A 16,613-nucleotide genomic window follows, 5' to 3' on the forward strand; every position below is an offset into this window, starting at 1 on the left:
CTTGTCCATCCACTGATGGTCCCTTTAACGAAGCGGCAGGATTCACTTTATGTTACGGTCCGCTGATTTGCTCGCTCCCTTACGGGATACTTTGTCACAGGGCTTCAACCTTAGGATCTCTCCACCAGTTGCCTGTCAGCTACGAGGCGACTTGGCTCTTACCTCGGTTGGACTTTCACCAACTAGCAATTAACGGCTTGCTGGGCGCGCTGGCCGCTAAAAGCGTGTTCCGTCTTTTCCGTTCCGGCTTGGTCAAGATCCCAAATGCCTTCGCTTTTTTCTCCTTTTTCCTCGGGCCAGCTTTTCCTGGTCATCTTACCTTGAATCATGCCTTACGATTCATAATCTTATCTGGCTCAGGCATCAAGAGATTCAAAGCAGCAGCTCCGACAAGCAATAGGACCGAGACATAAAAAGCGAGCGTATAATCACCCGTGTGTTCATAAAACATCCCGGGCAAGTATGCTCCCAACGCTGAACCAGCCTGATGGCTTAGAAAAAGCCAACCCATGACTTGTCCCATGGAGTATTGTTTGAAAAGCTGCGTTGCAAGAAGTTGGGTAGGCGCTACCGTGGCAAAATCCACAAGACCAAACGAGATTGCGAACAGAAGCAGCAACGATGGATGTCCAACAAAAAACAGCAGAAGATCGGGATCACTTACAAACACAATCAAGAAACAGATTGAAAGAGCGCGCAATATGTACAAGGTCGCCAAAAATTTTCTGCTGCTCCAGCGATCCGCAATAAAACCAGACATTAATGTCCCCATCGTGTTAAAAGCAGCCAGCAGACCTACAGCCAAGCCTGTCACGGTTGTTGTAAACCCGCAAAGTTGGGCAAATGGGATCAGATGAGTATCCATCAAGCCAGTGGTAGTAAATCCGCAGATAAAAAAGGGTAAAATCAAGTACCAGAAATTCCTGGATCGAAAAATGCTCCCGAGCGAAGGAGCTCCGTCATTAGGGACTCGGTTGCTTGGTTCAGCTTCCTCTCTTGCGCCCCCGATCGGCTGCAGGTTCTTTTCGGCAGGATGATTCCGCAAAAGGAACAGCAGAACCGGGAAGATGACGACAAGCAGGAAGAACCCAAAAATGGCAACGGCCATTTTCCAATCGTACCACTGAATGAAGAAAAGGGCAGCAGGAACCACCACCATTTGCCCGACGCTAAAGCCGGCTTCCAGCACTCCGAACGCTACGCCTCGCTTTTCGTTAAACCAATTGGAGACAAGAACAGTCGCCGCTACATTGGAGGCTCCCCCTACACCGATGGACGCAACTACGCCGTAGAGGAAAAACAATTGCCAAGCTGATGTGATCCATTGTGTGAACAGCATGCTGAGACCAACCAGGAGAGTACTGTATAGCAGTATGGTTCGAGCTCCGAAGCGATCGATCAGCCTGCCCGCAATCGGTTGGGAGATTCCATAAATGATAAAGCTTAGCGTGGAGACAAGTGAAATGGTGCCACGATCCAGAGAGAATTCGTTCTCCCATGATTCAATAAAGGCACCAAAAGAAAGCCTTATCCCCTGTACGGCCAATAAAGCGAAAAAGGTTACGAACAAAATGATCCAAGCATAGTGCAGTTTCTTCACCATTGATATCAACGATCACCTTTCTGACCTAAACCCAATTTGGTCAGCATGCTTTTGAGTAAGTTCGCTTCTTCCTCACTGAACATCGAGATTACCTCTTTATTCACAACATCGGTTACCTGATTCATCGGCTTTTCCAGTTCCTTCCCTTTTGGAGTCAGAAAAATCAGGTTTGTTCGACGGTCATTGAGATCGGGACGCCTCTCAATGAGACCCATTTTTTCCAATCGATCGAGGACACCTGTAATGGTTGCTCCGTCTAGGCGCAGCCTACCTCCTAATTCCACTCCTTTTTGCCCGTCTTTTTCCCACAGAACATGTAAGAGGACAAACTGGACAGGAGTGATTCCGTATTGAGCTAGTGCTGCCTTTTCCATTTGCCAGACCTTTTGATACGCTTTTCCCAACAGAAATCCATAGCAATCTTCAATCCGATCCATGTGAACCTCCTTACTCCAATTAGAAAGTCATGTAGACAAAGCATACCATGCACACACATTATTTGTATACAAATAATGTGTGTGCGAAAATCTATTGCCAAATTTCTTTTTTCATTACCTGTCAGGAGCGATCCGCAAATAAAAAAGCAGCCGGTCAATCCCGACTGCCGCTCGCGTTATATGAACGTCCTGAAAACTCAGACTCTATTCGCCCTATTCACCCGAATCCTCGCAACCACCATAGCCAGCAATACGCTGATGATCCCTCCCGCAAAGATATAGGCGGGGGTATAGTACGGAGCCGCCTCGCCGCGGATGAATTGCAGCGGTTCGGGGTTGCCGTAGCCATGGGAAGCATAGGCATACCCGATCACATAGATCGAGACACGCTCGCATACAACCGTCAAAAGACTGATTTGAAAAGCTTCCATGACCGGTCTTTCACTGAAGTATCGCAGAATGAAACCAAGAATGAGATAAGGAATGGTCACCATCCAGATTCCGATAAACATCCCGGATTGATCCCAATTATGATCGAATGGCGTTTGAAACATGACATGGTACATGGCAAACGCTGTCCAAAGCACAACAAAATATAAAAACGTCATCATTGCCAAGCCTACCGCTAGTTTTTGCATAGCTCTCACCCTACCGCGTAGACAGTCGTACAGTTCTTTCCTTTGCGCTTGGATCTGTATAATGCCTCGTCTGCTGCCCGTTTCAGTCCGTCCCCCGTATTCGCATCGGATGGATAACAGGCTATCCCTACGCTGACAGTAATGGGAATACAGGCATCTTCCTGAATCAGCGGAGACTGCTCGAGATAGTGGCGAATCGCGCATGCCTTCTCCTCTGCCTCCTCCAACGTCGCATCAGGGGAAAGCAGCATGAACTCGTCTCCGGCGTACCGGTAGGTAGTATCGCCATCTTCGGCGACGGCCCGCATCGCATCCGCAACCCGCCTGATCAGTTCGTCACCCAGATGATGGCCATAACGGTCGTTGACGGCTTTGAGACTGTCTGAATCCAGCATGATCAAAGCGACCGGGCGGCCTTCGGTCAAAAGCTGTTCGAGATCCCGATGGAAGGCCCGATAGTTGGCCAAACCCGTAAGCTCGTCCTGGAAGGACATCTGGTACAGCCGTTCATACAATCTCGCATTCTCTACGGCGCTCGCCACCTGGAAGCCGATGATTTTCAGCAGTTCTTCATCATCCTGCTTGTAAGCAAACTCCTTATACGATTGCACGGAAATGACGCCAATCACCTGCTTGCCCAGCATCAACGGGACGAACAGGCATGTATTGGTATCGATTTCCTCTCTGCCCCATCGAACAATCTCGATCTCGCTGGGCTCGTCGCTCATCGTGCGAAGGTGAATCGTCTCTCCGCTCTCTATGACCTTGGTCACCAACCCCTGTCCGTAGGGTATGGTGTAGGGGCCATAATTGACCCCGCTCTCGACGCTGATCGGGATCTGAAATTCACTGTCCCCTTCGTTGAGAAAAGCGATGAAAAATGCATCTGCCCGCATTACCCGCGAGACCAGCTCGAATGCCTTCCACAATATCTGATTGACATCGAATGTCATGGCAAAGGTATGGCTTAAATCATGCAAAATTTTCATATGTTCTGACATTCGTTGCATCTCGGTTACCTTTTCATGCAAGTTTCCGATCTCTTGCAATACACGGCCGTGCAGAGCGCTGTCCGCCTCTGGCAATTTCGTTTTCATTTCGTTAGCCGTCGATTCTACCTCTATCTGATCCACTTGTTCGATTCTGCTGATCCATTGACAGTATTTTTCCAACAATTGGCGAGTGTATACGTCTTTTTCTGTAAGGTCCTCACGCATGTGCAACCCTCCGGCTATAGGCTATCATGTTTTTGATTCGAGGTAACGATCCACCGCAGCGCGAATGGCCTGGAGAACTGCCCCCTGACCTGGACCCAGAAAGCGTTCCGAAACGACCGGGGTAATCTCTTTCATCCCTTGCGCAACTGATTTTCCCAGAAGCAAACTTGCCAGAAACTCGTTTGTCTTCTCCATGACAAAAGTAAAGCTCGCATCGCATATGACATCATGTTCCTTATCGATAATCAGGACACAACCTACGATCGGAGAGACCTCGTAAAGCGTTGTCCCTTTGGGAATTTGCGCAAAACCTGCTGTTAAAATCGTGTGATTCCCCATCCACTGCGTCCCTCCACAATGAACGCCATTTCCCCAAAAATGTATAGGAAAATGGCTACTCCTATTAGAAGAAATAGCCTCAGCCGTGATCCATTTCCATTCAAATTTTATTTTACTTTATTCTATTCCCCTTTTCCATCTTTTTCTAATAGGGAATGTGCTGGATGAAAAAGAGACCTGAGCCGTGTCGCAAAGGTCTCTTGGCTTTTCTATTCCTGTTCGATCGCCTGCCGAACTCTACCAGCTGCTCTATGTAAACGTTGTGCTGCTTGCTCCTTCGTCAAACCCGCCAGCTTCATTACGATGGCTACCCGCACATCGCCAGAAGCCTCGGCGATGAGCTGCTCTGCCTCTTCGCTGCCAGCTCCGGTCGCTTGCATGACCATCTGCTTCGCCCGCACACGCAGCTTCTGGTTGGTCGCCTGCAAATGAACCATGAGATTGCCGTATACTTTGCCAAGCTGAACCATGCTCGCTGTCGTAAGCATGTTCAGCACCATTTTGGTGGCCGTACCGGCTTTCAGTCTGGTCGAGCCCGTCACGACCTCGGGACCCACAATCAGGTTGATGGCGATATCCACCCCCTGACTGATATCAGGCTCAGGATTGCAGGAGAGAGCGATCGTTTTGGCCTGCCTGTGCCTCGCCTCCTCCAGTACGCCGATCACGTATGGCGTACGGCCGCTTGCTGCGATCCCGACTACGACATCCTGGCTCGTCACGCCGATCCGCTGGACGTCCTCGCGCCCCAGCTCCATCGAGTCTTCGGCTCCTTCAATCGCTTCCACCAAGGCGGCAGGCCCGCCTGCTATAACTCCTTGCACCATACCGGGAGGAGTGCCAAACGTAGGTGGACACTCCGACGCGTCCAACACCCCGAGTCGTCCGCTCGTTCCTGCACCGAAGTAGAGCAGCCGCCCCCCTCGCTGCAGAGCAGCGGCGATCACCTCCACCGCTTTTGCCACATCGCCAAGCGCCGCCTTGACCGCCAGCGCCACCTTTTGGTCCTCTTCGTTCATCAGCATTACCGTTTCCAGTGCGGACATCTGATCGAGCCGTTCACTCGCCTGATTGCGCATCTCGGTCTGAAGCTCTTGCAGATTTTCACTCATCAACATCGCTCCCCTCCTGAACCGCCTGCGTTTTCCGAAGCTGTTCGATCACTTCTCCGTCTGGCAGAAGCCCTATTTTCCTCATTCCCGCAACCAGCGCGCCGACTACGGGCGTTACAACAGGCGGACACAGCTCAAAGGACGCTTTCTTCTCCAGCTCCCGCTTCAAACTCGTATCGGCCGACAGTAAACCTCCGGCAAGAACGACAGGCAGCGGTTCGTCCAGTTGCCGCTGACAGGCGAGAACCAATTCCACCAACGAGGCTGCCGCGTGCTGGATAATGCGCTTCGCAACAGCATCGCCCTCCTGCGCAGCCTGCTCAACCAGGCGGCTGCAATCGGCCAATTCCTTGCGCGGATTGGGACTCCCATAAATCAGAGCGATAGCGTCCACAGGTGAGCGAATGGCAAAATGGGCGAGCAGCGCCTCTGTCAAAGAAGTTGCTTCCCCTCTGCCATCGAATGCCCGCAGGACAGCCACGACCGCCTGCTTGCCAAGGTCAAATCCGCTGCCTTCGTCCCCCAGCAAATAGCCCCAGCCTCCGGCGCGGTGCCGCTGCTCGTGTCGATCAATCGCATAGGCGATCGACCCCGTCCCCGCGATCAGAACGATGCCGGGCTCCCCCCATGTCCCTGCGTAGAGGGCGGCTGTGGCGTCGTTGTCGACGAACAGACGCCCCTGCCACTCCTGCCCAAAGGCTGACGCGATCTGATTCGCTACCAAAGCGCGGTCCGCCCCTGCCAAGCCGAGATAGAGTGCGGCTACGTCCTCACTTCCCGCTTCAACACTGCGGAGCAACGCCTCTATCAATTCTCGCAGCGTCTGCTCCACATCCGTCCAAGGCCGCGACAGCGGATTGGAAGCATCACCTGTCATGATTGCGGCCACCTGTCCCCTCGTATCCGCGATCGCCGCTCTGGTCTTGGTCCCGCCTCCATCGATCCCGATCACCCAGCGTTTCCGTTGCTTATTTGACTGCACCAGCTGTCAACCCCTCCATAAATTGCCTGGACGCCAGCAAAAAGACCACGATCATCGGCAGAGCGGACAAGGTAAGACCGGCAAACAACAGGCTCCAGTCCGTCTCGTACTCGCCGAACAAGACCATCATCCCGACTGGTATCGTCTTGAGCGCATCCTCCTGAATGAAGATGAGCGGAAAGAAAAAATCATTCCAGGCACTGATGAAATTAATGATGACCACGGTGCCCAGGGCTGGGCGAATCAGCGGCAGCAGCACCCGCCAAAACACCTGAAAATGATTGCAGCCATCGATTCGCGCCGCCTCCTCCAGTTCGACTGGAAGAGTGCGGAAAAAGCCGGTCAGGATAAAGACCGAAATCGGAATGCCGCTCGCTGTGTAGATCAAGATCAACGACCAAAGCGAATTGAGCAGGCCGAGATCTTTCATCAGCAGAAACAATGGCACGATCCCCAGCTTGATCGGAATCATCAAGCCCACAAGGAAGAAGAAGTAGAGCACTCCCGTCCAGCGATAGGAAAATCGTGCGACGTAAAAGGCTGCCATCGCCGAAAAGACCGCGATCAGAACCACCGATGTGACACTAACGATGACACTGTTGAGCAGAAAATCTCCAAAAGGCACAACCTCCCACAGCTTCCGGTATATATCCAGGCTGAAGGACTGGGGCAAGGAGAGCGGATTCGCAAAGATCTCCATGTTCGTCTTGAATGAAGAAGCGACCATCAGCACGATGGGATATAGCGCCACCAGGACAAACAGATAGGCAAGCGCGTACTGGATCGCCCGGGTACTCACACTCGTTTTCAGGTCCAATTCCCCCTTTTATTCAGACTGCCGATGATGGTGTTCACCCGGTCAATGCTGCACTTCCCGTTTTCGCATCAAATACAAGGACAAGGCCGACACCGAGGCGACAATCGCAAATAGTACGACTGCCAAAGCTGAGCCCAACCCAATCGCCACGTCCCCGCCTCCGGCACTGCTGAACGCCAGCCGGTAGAAATAGACTGCCAGGGTATCGGTAGAGCGAAACGGCTCTCCCATCGACCCCTGCATGGCATACACCAGCTCAAAGGCTTCAAATGCCTGAATAAAGGTAAAAATGGTCATAATCGTGATAGCGGGCATGCAAAGCGGCAAAATGATCTTTACCAGCATGCTGATCCCTTTGGCCCCATCCAGACGTGCTGCTTCGATCAGCTCCTCCGGGATCGACTGAAGGCCAGCCAGGAAAATCAGCATGGCAAATCCGATGCCAAACCAGCAATTGACCAGAATGATCGCCAGCAAGGCGGTATCGGGATCACCCAGCCACGGCTTTGCCCAAGAGCCCAGCCCGAGATTGGTCAATAGAGTATTGAGAGCCCCGTAATTCGGGTTCAGAATCAATTTCCATAAAAACCCAACTACAATCACCGAGAGCAGGCGTGGCATGAAGTACGCCACCTTTAAAAAGCCCGAACCGCGCAGCTTGCGATAGATAAAGAAGGCAAGTGTAAACGCAATGCCGTTCTGGACGATCATTTCCACCAGAAAATAGATCACATTATGGCCAAAGGCGTTCCAGAACATCGTATTGAACGGCTCAACGGAAAACAGCGTAAGAAAGTTTTTAAGACCGACGAACACTCCCTGTTTGATGCCATTCCATTCATACAAGCTGTAGGTAAAGGCGGAGAAAATGGGATAGACGACAAACATGGCGTAGATGATAAGGGCCGGCAAAGGAAAAAGATGGACGATCCAGCGCAGCCGTCCCTTTGGCGTAATCGTTTGTCTTTTGGGAACACCGATGTTCGCCACCTCCTATCACAGAGTCACAGGGGCGAAGGGCATCATGCCATTCACCCCTGTCATTGCCCTCGCAAATGCCTATTTCTTGAACGGCTCAAACCAGGAAGCAGCCGATTTTTGCACTTCCTGCACAACCTGCTCCGGCGTCATCTTGTCGAGGTACATCCCTTGCAAAGCATTTTCGAGTGTCTGCTTCGTCGTCGGGTTCCCCTCTGCAAAATGAACCACCATGATGTACGGAGTAGAGCTGGACTGCGACAGCTCCGCCATCTTGTTGACGAGCGGGTCGGTTGTCTTGACGCCGGGAACCGCGCTGATCCGCTTGAACTCATTGGCAAACAGCTCGCCAAATTTTTGTGTGGTCATGAACTCCAGGAATTTCAGCGCTTCGGCTTTGTGCTTCGCCTTGGCGTTCACCGCATAGGAGCCGTCTACCCACGTAGTCAGCACCGCTTTTCCATCCTCTGTCGGCATTGGGAAGAAGTCGAGCTGCAGATCCGGATTGAGCTTCTGAATCCCTTCGAGTTCAAAGCTTCCATTGATAAACATGGCTGCTTTTCCGGTCGCAAACAAGGTGCGCATATCATTTAATTCCAACCCCACATAATTTTCCGGGAAATAAGGCACCAGTTCCTTCATTCGTTCGATGGACTTCAAGAACTCTGGACTGGTCAGGTCAACCTCTCCTTTGACCAGCTTCTCTACGAATGGATTGCCATTGTAGGTACCAGGAGCGATGACACCGTGGCTGAGCGAAAGCAGCCAGCCCTCCTTGGCGCCGAAAGAAATCGGCGTGATGCCTTTTTCCTTGAGTGTTTTGGAAATGGCAATCAACTCATCCCAGCTTTTGGGCTCCTGCAGGCCATTGTCCTCGAAGATTTTTTTGTTGTAGTAAAATTGCGTGGAGTTCAGTGACAACGGCACTCCGTATACCTTGCCATCCTTGCCGGTAGCAGCAGCCAGGACATCTTTGGGGAATTGAGCGATGCCAGGCAAATTGTCTAGCGGCTCCAGATACCCTGCTGTTGCCAACGAGATTCCCGGAGCGTAGGGACGAAGCTGCAATATGTCCGGTCCGCTGTCGCTTTGCAGGGCAGTATTGAGAATCGTGTTGTACTCGGTCGCCTTGAACGGCTTGAAGTCAATCTTGATGCCGGGGTTCTCCGCTTCAAATGCCTCGATCAGCTTGGCGTAGCCTGCTGTATCCTCTACCCGCCAGCTATGCATGGAGACGGTGACTTGTTCACCCCCGCCTTGGCTGCCGCCACTCGAGCCTTCAGCCGTTTGACCTCCCGGCGCTGTAGTACCTCCGCCGGGATCGGCAGTACTACTGCCTCCTCCACTACATCCAACCAGTGTCATGACAGCAGCCAGAAAAAAAGATGCCGCCACGCGAGAACGGAATTGCTTCATGCCAAACCCTCCCCCTGAATGATAAAACTGGTCTTTTCCTGCCATCCCTGATGGACTCGCAGGTTTATTCGGTCAGGCCCTTGCGAAGATGGGCCGTGACAGCGTCGTGAAGAAGCGGCCGCAAACGGCGAAGCTGATGGTCTCGTCCGAGATGAACCGCATTTGTCAGGAACACAACCGCGATCTCTTGTACCGGATCCATCCAAAGGCTCGTTCCGGTAAAGCCTGTATGACCAAAGCTGGTCGGATGGAAACGCACTCCGCAGCTGCTCTTACGGTCTGGTCCTTTCAAATCCCAGCCGAAGCCGCGCGTTCCGCCGCGACCCAAGGTATGGCAGCGGATCGCGATGGACCGCCATTTCGATTCCAGGATCGCCCGCTCCTCATCCAGCCAGCTGAGCGCATAGACGGCCATATCGTCAGCAGTCGCAAACAGACCCGCATGACCGGCTACTCCCCCCATCGCGTACGCCTTTTCGTCATGAACCTCTCCGCGGATATAGCCACCGATCAAGGGAGAATACTCTGTAGATGCAATATTTTGAAAATGGTTTTTATTCGGACAATAAAGGGTGTGATTCATCTGCAAAGGACGGAAGATACGCTTTTGCACAAATGCATCCAGCGATTCGCCGCTAAGCCTCTCGATCAACAAACCCAGCCAGATCATCCCGAGATCGCTGTAGACAACATTCGTGCCTGGTTCGCTTTGCAACGTCTGCTGATAGATCAACTCCGGAAAGGCCAAGGTATCATCGCGATTCCGCTGTTCCAAATCTGCCGGCAAGCCGGATGTATGTGTAAGAAGATGCGCGACGGTAATCCCTTTCTTGTCAGCCGGGCAATCCGGAAAAAACCGGCCGAGCGGATCCTCTGGCGCAAGCTGTTTCTCCTGCATCAGCCACAAGATCGCGGGCAACGTCGCCGTCACTTTGGTCAAGGAAGCCAGATCATATAATGTCTCGGACGTGACAGGCTGCTCCTTGCTGACAGAAGTCGTCCCTGCCTCGCAGGCGAACCAGACCTTGCGTTTATGCACAACCCGCAATGCTGCTCCCGGCAGCAATCCTTCACGGACCCATTCCTGCAATAAATCATTTACCTTGTCCATGCCCCTCCTCCATTCCTCATCCGGATGAGCGCTTTGTCCTGCTTACCGCCACCCGCGTTTTTTCCAGCAGAGGGATGACCTCCTCCTGCTGCCTGCTCACCATGGTAATGAACAAAATGTCGATGACGTTCAACTGGGCGATGCGCGATGCCATGGCACCGCTGCGAATGCTTTTTTCCACAGAACTCGTGAACAAGCGTATGTCAGCCAGCTCCGCGACGGGAGAAGGGCCGAATTTGGTCAAGGTAATAATCGTCGCTCCCTGCTGTCTGGCTTCCGTCAAGGACTGGATGATATCTTCCGTCTGTCCGGAGTATGAAATGCCGATCACGACGTCTTGCTCTGTCAGATTGACAGCAGAAGTCAACTGAGCATGAAAATCCGCGTAGGCTTCGCACCAGAGATTGATCCGCGAAAATTTCTGTTTGATGTCAGCGGCAATCACCGCGGAAGCGCCAACGCCATATACATCGATTTTGCGCGCCCTGGAAAGTGCATCTGCTGCCCGTTTTACTTCATCGCTGGACAGAACAGACAGCGTATCCTGAATGGACTGGATATTGTTCCAGCTCACCGCTTGCATGATGGACTCGATCGAGCCCTCCATCATGATTTCCTGGTAGCTGCCGAGATTGTTCGTGACTTGTTTGTTCAAATCGCCTGCGATCCGCAGCTTGAGCTCCTGATACCCTTTCATATTGAGTGAACGGGCCAAGCGAATAATCGTCGCTTCCGATACGCCGCTCAGCTCAGCCAGCTTTTGCACGGAGAGCTTCACGACCTCTTCCGGATGCGCCAAAATATACTGGGCGACTTTTTGCTCAGATGGCTTCAATTCTTCCAATATCGCCTGCAAACTGACAAGTCCCCCATTTAGCATGTTGCCACCGTCACTTTCACCCAAATCTTACCTTCTATTTTAGGAAGTAATATTTCTTTCGTCAATCGCCAAATATTAAACAAAATTTCATAGAATTTCATCTCTTGACCTTCCCGCCACGTCAAGCTTTACCGTAATAGCGAACGAATCTCAGGAGGGAAGAACCATGAAACGAACCTTGATCACAGGCTGTACCATTCTCACCATGTGCGAAGGAGATGCTCCCTTCGTCGGAGATCTGCTCATCGAAGGCGAGCGGATCGCTGCGATCGGGCCTGAACTGAAGCTGGAGCAACCAGCGGACGAGGTGATCGCTGGCAAAGATCTGGTGGCGATGCCCGGGTTGATCAATGCCCACAACCATGCCAGCATGTCATTGCTTCGCGCCTTCTCCGACGATCTCAAGCTGATGGATTGGCTGGACAAAAAAATGCTGCCTGCCGAGGCGCGGATGACTCCCGAGGATGTCTACTGGGGGACAATGCTCGGTACGGCTGAGATGATTGCATCCGGAACGACCAGCTTCGCCGACATGTACGTCCACATGGATCAGGTGGCACAAGCTGTCGTGGACAGCGGCATGCGAGCATCGCTGACACGCGGCGTCGTCTTTTTGCAGGATGACGGAGGAAAGCGGATGACGGAGGCGCTTCATCTCATCGACACCTGGACTGGTGCGGGAGAAGGACGGATCACCACCATGCTCGGCCCGCATGCTCCTTATACCTGCCCCCCGCAGCCGTTGAGCGAGATTATCCAGATCGCCCGCAGCCGACAGATACCGCTGCACATCCATCTGGCAGAGACTCGTGAGGAAGTGGTGAAAATTCGCGAACGGTACAATCAGACTCCCACCGAATACCTGCATGAGCTCGGCATGTTCGAGGATAATCACGTCCTGCTCGCCCACGCTGTCCATCTGGATGCCGCGGACGTGCGGCTGCTGTCCGGCATGCGCGGCGGTGTCGCCCACAATCCGGTCAGCAACCTGAAGCTGGGCTGCGGGATCGCTCCTGTAAAAGAGATGCTGGAGCAGAACATCACAGTAGGTCTTGGAACGGATGGAGCCGGAAGTGCCACGACGCTGGACATGTTTGCCGAAATCAAGGCCGCTACCTGGCTGCAAAAGCTGCAGCACGGAGACCCAACCTTGCTGCCAGCCTGGCAGGTGCTGCGGATGGCTACGATCGAAAGCGCCAAGCTGCTGCAAATCGAAGACGAGGTCGGGACGCTCGAGCCAGGCAAAAAGGCGGATTTGATCCTGTTGAATTTGAATAAGCCGCATTTGCAGCCCGTTCACGATCTTAGCGCCCTGATCGCCTACAGCGCCACCGGAGCAGATGTAGACACGACGATCGTCAACGGTCAGGTTCTGATGCGAGGTCGCCAGTTTACGCGCTTTTCCTGGGAGGAGCTGCGCCGGGAAGCTGCAGAACGTGCAGCACGTCTGGTCGAGGGGCTGTAACAAGGCTGTGCAGAAAGGGAGCCGCCATCCGTTCGGGATCGCGGCTCTCGCTTTTGCATCGATTCGATTTTCTTTTATGGCAGGCGCAGCTCTTCTCCCGGCTTTAATGCCTTGCCCTGGATGTCCTTCTTCGCCAGTCCCGCGACGAACGCATCCCCGTCTTGTACGATCGGCGGAAACGTATTGTAGTGAATCGGCACGACATAGTCGGCTCTGACCCACTGTGCAGCCAGAGCGGCATCCTCGGGTCCCATCGTAAACAAATCTCCGATCGGGAGGAAGGCCAGATCAATTTTATGCAATTCACCCAGCATCTTCATGTCGCCGAACAAACCTGTATCCCCTGCGTGATAGACGGTTTTTCCGCCCATCTCAATGATAAATCCGCCTGGCATCCCCATGTAGACGATTTGTTTTTGATCGTCCAAGATCACACCGGAGCTATGGAAAGCCTGCGTCATTTTTACTTTTCCAAACGGCAGCTCAAGCGATCCGCCCAGGTTCATTCCGATCGTCTGTACTCCTTGCCAGCCCAGATACGTCGCCAGCTCGTGAGTCGTGACAATCGTCGCTTCGTTCTGTTTCGCCAATTCTACGGCGTCCAGGATGTGGTCTTGATGTCCGTGAGTCAATAATATGTAGGAAACCTGGATGTCTGCCAGTTTCGTCGTCGCTTGCCCATTCCCGGTGATAAACGGGTCGATGATGATTGAGTGTCCTTCGCTCGACAGTTGTACGGTAGAATGTCCGTGAAATCTGATCTCTAACATAGGTTCTCCTGCCTTCCTGGAATGTTGGCCCAACATTTCCATGTTACCACGAAGGCCCACCTCCTCGCATCCCTTAGTCAAACAAGACGGCGTATGCGCGGGCAAAGGCCCCGTCGCTTCCCTTGATCTTGATCGGAGCTGCCGAGAAGAATACCCGGGGGCGATCCAGTTGTTCCAGGTTGATCAGATTCTCGACAATGCCGAGTCGAGCCTCGAGAAAAATATGATGGGCTGGGAAGGTCTCTGTCTCCACGGGGTCCGGCGAGATAAAATCAAGCCCGATCGTTTTGACACCACGCCTGACCAACTCCAAAGCCAGCTCTTCGCCGAAGTACGGCGCTTGGCTTTTGTAGGCCTCCGTTCCCCATTTGGCGCTGGTGCCTGTGCGAAACAACAGGATGTCTCCCGGTGAAAAGGCGACGCCATCCAGCACATTCGGCTGTAATTCGCGCTCTGACGATGGAGGAACATCGACGATTACCGCCTCGCCGACGAACCGGTCCAGCGGGTTTGTTTCAATCGTCTCGCCATGCAAAATAAAATGAGCAGGCGCGTCGCAATGCGTACCAACGTGGACGACAGAATGAACATCTGTTACCTGAAACCCGTCTGTTTCCACGCGACTCACCTGAACAAAGCTGGCATCTGGCTGTCCTGGATACTGCGGCATGCCCGTTTCCATCGTTTGCGACAAATCAATAATCCGCAATCAAATCCCTCCTCACAGCGAACGATTTTTTGGAATTATATGCCTAACTCTTATATTATCAATCATTACAAACTCCCGTGGCAACCTCATCTTTCCTACTCCCTCCCACAATCATGCGGCAACGAGCAAACAGGCTGCCGATTTCTCGACAGCCTTTAGGTACTAGGACTTCCTGATAATGTAGTCATGAGCCATCAAGCTTTAGCAGTCGTCTTGCTCAGTAACGCCAACAATCTTGGAATTACGAATAATAGTACGACGATTGTCACTTTCGCGCAGAGTAATCGTATTGGATTTGACCTCAACCAGTCTGCCGGTGAAGGTTCCATCGACCGTTTCTACTCTGACCTGTCGCCCTTCAAATTTTCTTACCTGGTCTTTAAATGCCATGTCATCAATCCCTCCTTCTTCTGCATCCTATGTACGTTTGGCAGTGCCTACCTAGAGCAAAAGCGGAGATTGACCGAAAATGTACGTGTACCCCCTAGTCCAATGTCCTCTGCATGCGTGCGGCTGCCCTACGAAATCAGGGATTGACGCCAGTCGACACAACCGTTGCGTCCCGTACGAAGGCTGCTAGAAATTGTCGCACGATTGGCAACAGGATATGCCCGTTTCGCAACGAAAAGCCTAATTAAGAAGAAGGAATCGTTGAGACAGGAGGGATGATCGATGGGAAACGTTATTGAATTGGTCGCCAGGGAGAGAACCTACACGGGCAAAGAGGTAGCCCGAAAGCTGGGAATCGGTGCGAGCACCTTGCGCAAATGGAGCCTTTTATTGGAGCAACAAGGGTACTGGTTCGTACGCGACAGCCAGAACCGCCGGGAATATCGTCAGGTTGACGTGGCCGCGCTGGAGCGCTTTTACCGCTTGACCAAGGACCAGCTTTTTCCCCAGGAGGAAGCCGCCCTCATGATCGCCAGTCAACATTCTCCTGAATCCGCCCGTTCTGAAAGCGCCGCCTCTTTGTCACCCGCACCTGTACCTGCCCCCCCATCCGCGCAAGTGCCCCAGCAGCTCGATCTGCGCCCGAATGAATGGGAAGCGAGACTGCATGCCCTGGCTTGCCACGTCCAGCAGCAAGAACTCGCCCACCACGCCTTGACCGAGCGCGTGGAGAAGCAGGAAGCCTATATCCGTACCAGTCTGAAGGAACGGGACTGGCGTTTGACCAAAACGATGAATGATATTCTGGCTGTCAAGGCGGAACTGGCCAAGATCCAGCGCGAGCAACGGAAAAGCTCCATCTGGCACCGCTTGTTTCGCTTGGACTAAGTGCGTTTGGGAGGGGGCGGATACAGGACGATCCGTCCTTCTTCCAACTCGATCTTGATCTTCCCTTCTGCCCCGATCGCTTGCAGGTACTCCTGCGGAATTTGCAGACGGCCAGCCTGATCGAGCACTGCCCACTCCTCATGCGTATTCTCGGACTCCCCTTCGTCCTGCGCCCCGGAAGCCTCTCTACGCAGAATTTCACTGGAGGTTTTTCCATCGCGAATCGCTACGACGCGATCTACCTTCTTGGCGATCTCGGGATCATGGGTCACGATCACAACCGTAAGTCCCATTGTCCGATTCAATTCTTTAAAAAGGTCCAGGATCATCGCAGCCGTTTTGCTGTCCACGCTGCCGGTAGGTTCATCGGCCAACAGCAGCTTCGGCTCGTTGGCGAGGGCAATCGCAATGGCTACACGCTGCTGTTCCCCGCCCGACAGCTCACTCAGCTTGTTTCTTTTCCGATGTCCCAAACCGACGATCTCCAGCAGTTCACGGGCGCGATCCCTCTTTCGCTGTCCCGCGATCAGCATCGGCAGCTCCACGTTTTGCTGGGCTGAAAGGTAGGGAATCAGGTTGCGCGCATTATTCTGCCAGACGAAGCCCACCGTGCGCAGGCGATACTGGATCAACTCCGCTTGGTTTAACTGAAAAAGGTTTTTCCCTGCCACGAACAGCTTCCCTGCAGAGGGACGATCCAATCCGCCCAGCATGTTTAACAAGGTGGATTTCCCGCTGCCGCTGTTGCCGATGATGCCCATCAGCTCGCCGTCTTCCACGATCAGATCCAAGCCCTGCAAGGCCACGACCTCCAAATCAGCAGCCTTGTAGATTTTCACCAGGTTTTCACATACGATCATG

General features: G+C 53.0%; 18 protein-coding genes. 2 read left to right on the top strand and 16 right to left on the bottom strand.

The genetic code is table 11. From position 1 onward, the window contains the following. Positions 1-325: 325 nt before the first annotated feature. The 12 genes from T458_RS36055 to T458_RS36110 form a co-directional block, all read right to left on the bottom strand. Complete coding sequence (locus T458_RS36055; RefSeq protein WP_023555887.1) at positions 326-1,603, bottom strand: MFS transporter; 1,278 nt, start codon at positions 1,601-1,603, stop codon at positions 326-328. 5 nt (positions 1,604-1,608) lie between these two features. Then, a complete protein-coding gene (locus tag T458_RS36060) occupies positions 1,609-2,040 on the bottom strand; it encodes a MarR family winged helix-turn-helix transcriptional regulator (RefSeq protein ID WP_023555888.1) in 432 nt (143 codons plus the stop codon). A gap of 197 nt (positions 2,041-2,237) precedes the next feature. Further along, positions 2,238-2,678, bottom strand: a complete 441-nt coding sequence (locus tag T458_RS36065) for a hypothetical protein (RefSeq protein ID WP_023555889.1) — start codon at positions 2,676-2,678, stop codon at positions 2,238-2,240. Between the two features lie 5 nt (positions 2,679-2,683). Then, positions 2,684-3,895 carry a sensor domain-containing diguanylate cyclase gene (locus tag T458_RS36070; RefSeq protein ID WP_023555890.1) on the bottom strand — a complete coding sequence of 404 codons (1,212 nt, stop codon included), beginning with the start codon at positions 3,893-3,895 and terminating at the stop codon, positions 2,684-2,686. A gap of 24 nt (positions 3,896-3,919) precedes the next feature. Then, positions 3,920-4,234: a DUF3870 domain-containing protein gene (locus tag T458_RS36075; protein WP_023555891.1), complete on the bottom strand. Its 315-nt coding sequence runs from the start codon at positions 4,232-4,234 to the stop codon at positions 3,920-3,922. 209 nt (positions 4,235-4,443) lie between these two features. Beyond that, positions 4,444-5,346, bottom strand: a complete 903-nt coding sequence (gene murQ, locus T458_RS36080; RefSeq protein ID WP_031305501.1) for an N-acetylmuramic acid 6-phosphate etherase — start codon at positions 5,344-5,346, stop codon at positions 4,444-4,446. After that, positions 5,339-6,328 carry an N-acetylglucosamine kinase gene (locus T458_RS36085; protein ID WP_023555893.1) on the bottom strand — a complete coding sequence of 330 codons (990 nt, stop codon included), beginning with the start codon at positions 6,326-6,328 and terminating at the stop codon, positions 5,339-5,341. The genes murQ and T458_RS36085 overlap by 8 nt, the downstream gene beginning before the upstream one ends. Then, positions 6,315-7,139, bottom strand: coding sequence for a carbohydrate ABC transporter permease (locus T458_RS36090; protein WP_031305503.1), 825 nt, complete (start codon positions 7,137-7,139; stop codon positions 6,315-6,317). Before T458_RS36090 ends, T458_RS36085 begins: the two co-directional genes overlap by 14 nt. A gap of 48 nt (positions 7,140-7,187) precedes the next feature. Further along, positions 7,188-8,084 carry a carbohydrate ABC transporter permease gene (locus T458_RS36095; protein WP_035316157.1) on the bottom strand — a complete coding sequence of 299 codons (897 nt, stop codon included), beginning with the start codon at positions 8,082-8,084 and terminating at the stop codon, positions 7,188-7,190. Positions 8,085-8,204: 120 nt separating this feature from the next. After that, the gene (locus T458_RS36100) at positions 8,205-9,539 is read right to left on the bottom strand and encodes an ABC transporter substrate-binding protein (RefSeq protein ID WP_023555896.1); all 1,335 of its coding nucleotides are present in this window, start codon (positions 9,537-9,539) and stop codon (positions 8,205-8,207) included. A gap of 64 nt (positions 9,540-9,603) precedes the next feature. Continuing rightward, the gene (locus T458_RS36105; RefSeq protein WP_023555897.1) at positions 9,604-10,650 is read right to left on the bottom strand and encodes a serine hydrolase domain-containing protein; all 1,047 of its coding nucleotides are present in this window, start codon (positions 10,648-10,650) and stop codon (positions 9,604-9,606) included. 16 nt (positions 10,651-10,666) lie between these two features. Next, the gene (locus tag T458_RS36110) at positions 10,667-11,530 is read right to left on the bottom strand and encodes a MurR/RpiR family transcriptional regulator (RefSeq protein WP_031305506.1); all 864 of its coding nucleotides are present in this window, start codon (positions 11,528-11,530) and stop codon (positions 10,667-10,669) included. Positions 11,531-11,696: 166 nt separating this feature from the next. On the opposite strand from T458_RS36110, the gene T458_RS36115 reads away from it, so the two are divergent. Continuing rightward, a complete protein-coding gene (locus tag T458_RS36115) occupies positions 11,697-12,995 on the top strand; it encodes an amidohydrolase (RefSeq protein WP_023555899.1) in 1,299 nt (432 codons plus the stop codon). 74 nt (positions 12,996-13,069) lie between these two features. Here T458_RS36115 and T458_RS36120 read toward each other — a convergent pair whose 3' ends face one another. The 3 genes from T458_RS36120 to T458_RS36130 form a co-directional block, all read right to left on the bottom strand. Then, the gene (locus T458_RS36120; protein WP_031305507.1) at positions 13,070-13,765 is read right to left on the bottom strand and encodes a metal-dependent hydrolase; all 696 of its coding nucleotides are present in this window, start codon (positions 13,763-13,765) and stop codon (positions 13,070-13,072) included. 73 nt (positions 13,766-13,838) lie between these two features. Continuing rightward, positions 13,839-14,474, bottom strand: coding sequence for a cyclase family protein (locus T458_RS36125; RefSeq protein WP_023555901.1), 636 nt, complete (start codon positions 14,472-14,474; stop codon positions 13,839-13,841). Between the two features lie 201 nt (positions 14,475-14,675). Further along, a complete protein-coding gene (locus T458_RS36130; protein WP_023555902.1) occupies positions 14,676-14,864 on the bottom strand; it encodes an LSm family protein in 189 nt (62 codons plus the stop codon). A 282-nt stretch (positions 14,865-15,146) separates the two neighbouring features. On the opposite strand from T458_RS36130, the gene T458_RS36135 reads away from it, so the two are divergent. Next, positions 15,147-15,752: a MerR family transcriptional regulator gene (locus T458_RS36135; RefSeq protein ID WP_023555903.1), complete on the top strand. Its 606-nt coding sequence runs from the start codon at positions 15,147-15,149 to the stop codon at positions 15,750-15,752. On the opposite strand, the gene T458_RS36140 is transcribed toward T458_RS36135, so the two are convergent. Then, positions 15,749-16,612: an ABC transporter ATP-binding protein gene (locus T458_RS36140; protein WP_023555904.1), complete on the bottom strand. Its 864-nt coding sequence runs from the start codon at positions 16,610-16,612 to the stop codon at positions 15,749-15,751. The two genes, T458_RS36135 and T458_RS36140, sit on opposite strands and share 4 nt — an antisense overlap. Between the last annotated feature and the right edge of the window lies 1 nt (position 16,613).

The organism is Brevibacillus panacihumi W25 (assembly GCF_000503775.1).
Classification (GTDB): Bacteria; Bacillota; Bacilli; order Brevibacillales; family Brevibacillaceae; genus Brevibacillus; species Brevibacillus panacihumi_A.

Coding starts and splice junctions, on each gene's coding strand:
- T458_RS36060 (WP_023555888.1), bottom strand. CDS start 2,040: ATGGATCGGATTGAAGATTGCTATGGATTTCTGTTGGGAAAAGCGTAT.
- T458_RS36055 (WP_023555887.1), bottom strand. CDS start 1,603: ATGGTGAAGAAACTGCACTATGCTTGGATCATTTTGTTCGTAACCTTT.
- T458_RS36135 (WP_023555903.1), top strand. CDS start 15,147: ATGGGAAACGTTATTGAATTGGTCGCCAGGGAGAGAACCTACACGGGC.
- murQ (WP_031305501.1), bottom strand. CDS start 5,346: ATGAGTGAAAATCTGCAAGAGCTTCAGACCGAGATGCGCAATCAGGCG.
- T458_RS36140 (WP_023555904.1), bottom strand. CDS start 16,612: ATGATCGTATGTGAAAACCTGGTGAAAATCTACAAGGCTGCTGATTTG.
- T458_RS36105 (WP_023555897.1), bottom strand. CDS start 10,650: ATGGACAAGGTAAATGATTTATTGCAGGAATGGGTCCGTGAAGGATTG.
- T458_RS36075 (WP_023555891.1), bottom strand. CDS start 4,234: ATGGGGAATCACACGATTTTAACAGCAGGTTTTGCGCAAATTCCCAAA.
- T458_RS36130 (WP_023555902.1), bottom strand. CDS start 14,864: ATGGCATTTAAAGACCAGGTAAGAAAATTTGAAGGGCGACAGGTCAGA.
- T458_RS36115 (WP_023555899.1), top strand. CDS start 11,697: ATGAAACGAACCTTGATCACAGGCTGTACCATTCTCACCATGTGCGAA.
- T458_RS36065 (WP_023555889.1), bottom strand. CDS start 2,678: ATGCAAAAACTAGCGGTAGGCTTGGCAATGATGACGTTTTTATATTTT.
- T458_RS36070 (WP_023555890.1), bottom strand. CDS start 3,895: ATGCGTGAGGACCTTACAGAAAAAGACGTATACACTCGCCAATTGTTG.
- T458_RS36120 (WP_031305507.1), bottom strand. CDS start 13,765: ATGTTAGAGATCAGATTTCACGGACATTCTACCGTACAACTGTCGAGC.
- T458_RS36110 (WP_031305506.1), bottom strand. CDS start 11,530: ATGCTAAATGGGGGACTTGTCAGTTTGCAGGCGATATTGGAAGAATTG.
- T458_RS36100 (WP_023555896.1), bottom strand. CDS start 9,539: ATGAAGCAATTCCGTTCTCGCGTGGCGGCATCTTTTTTTCTGGCTGCT.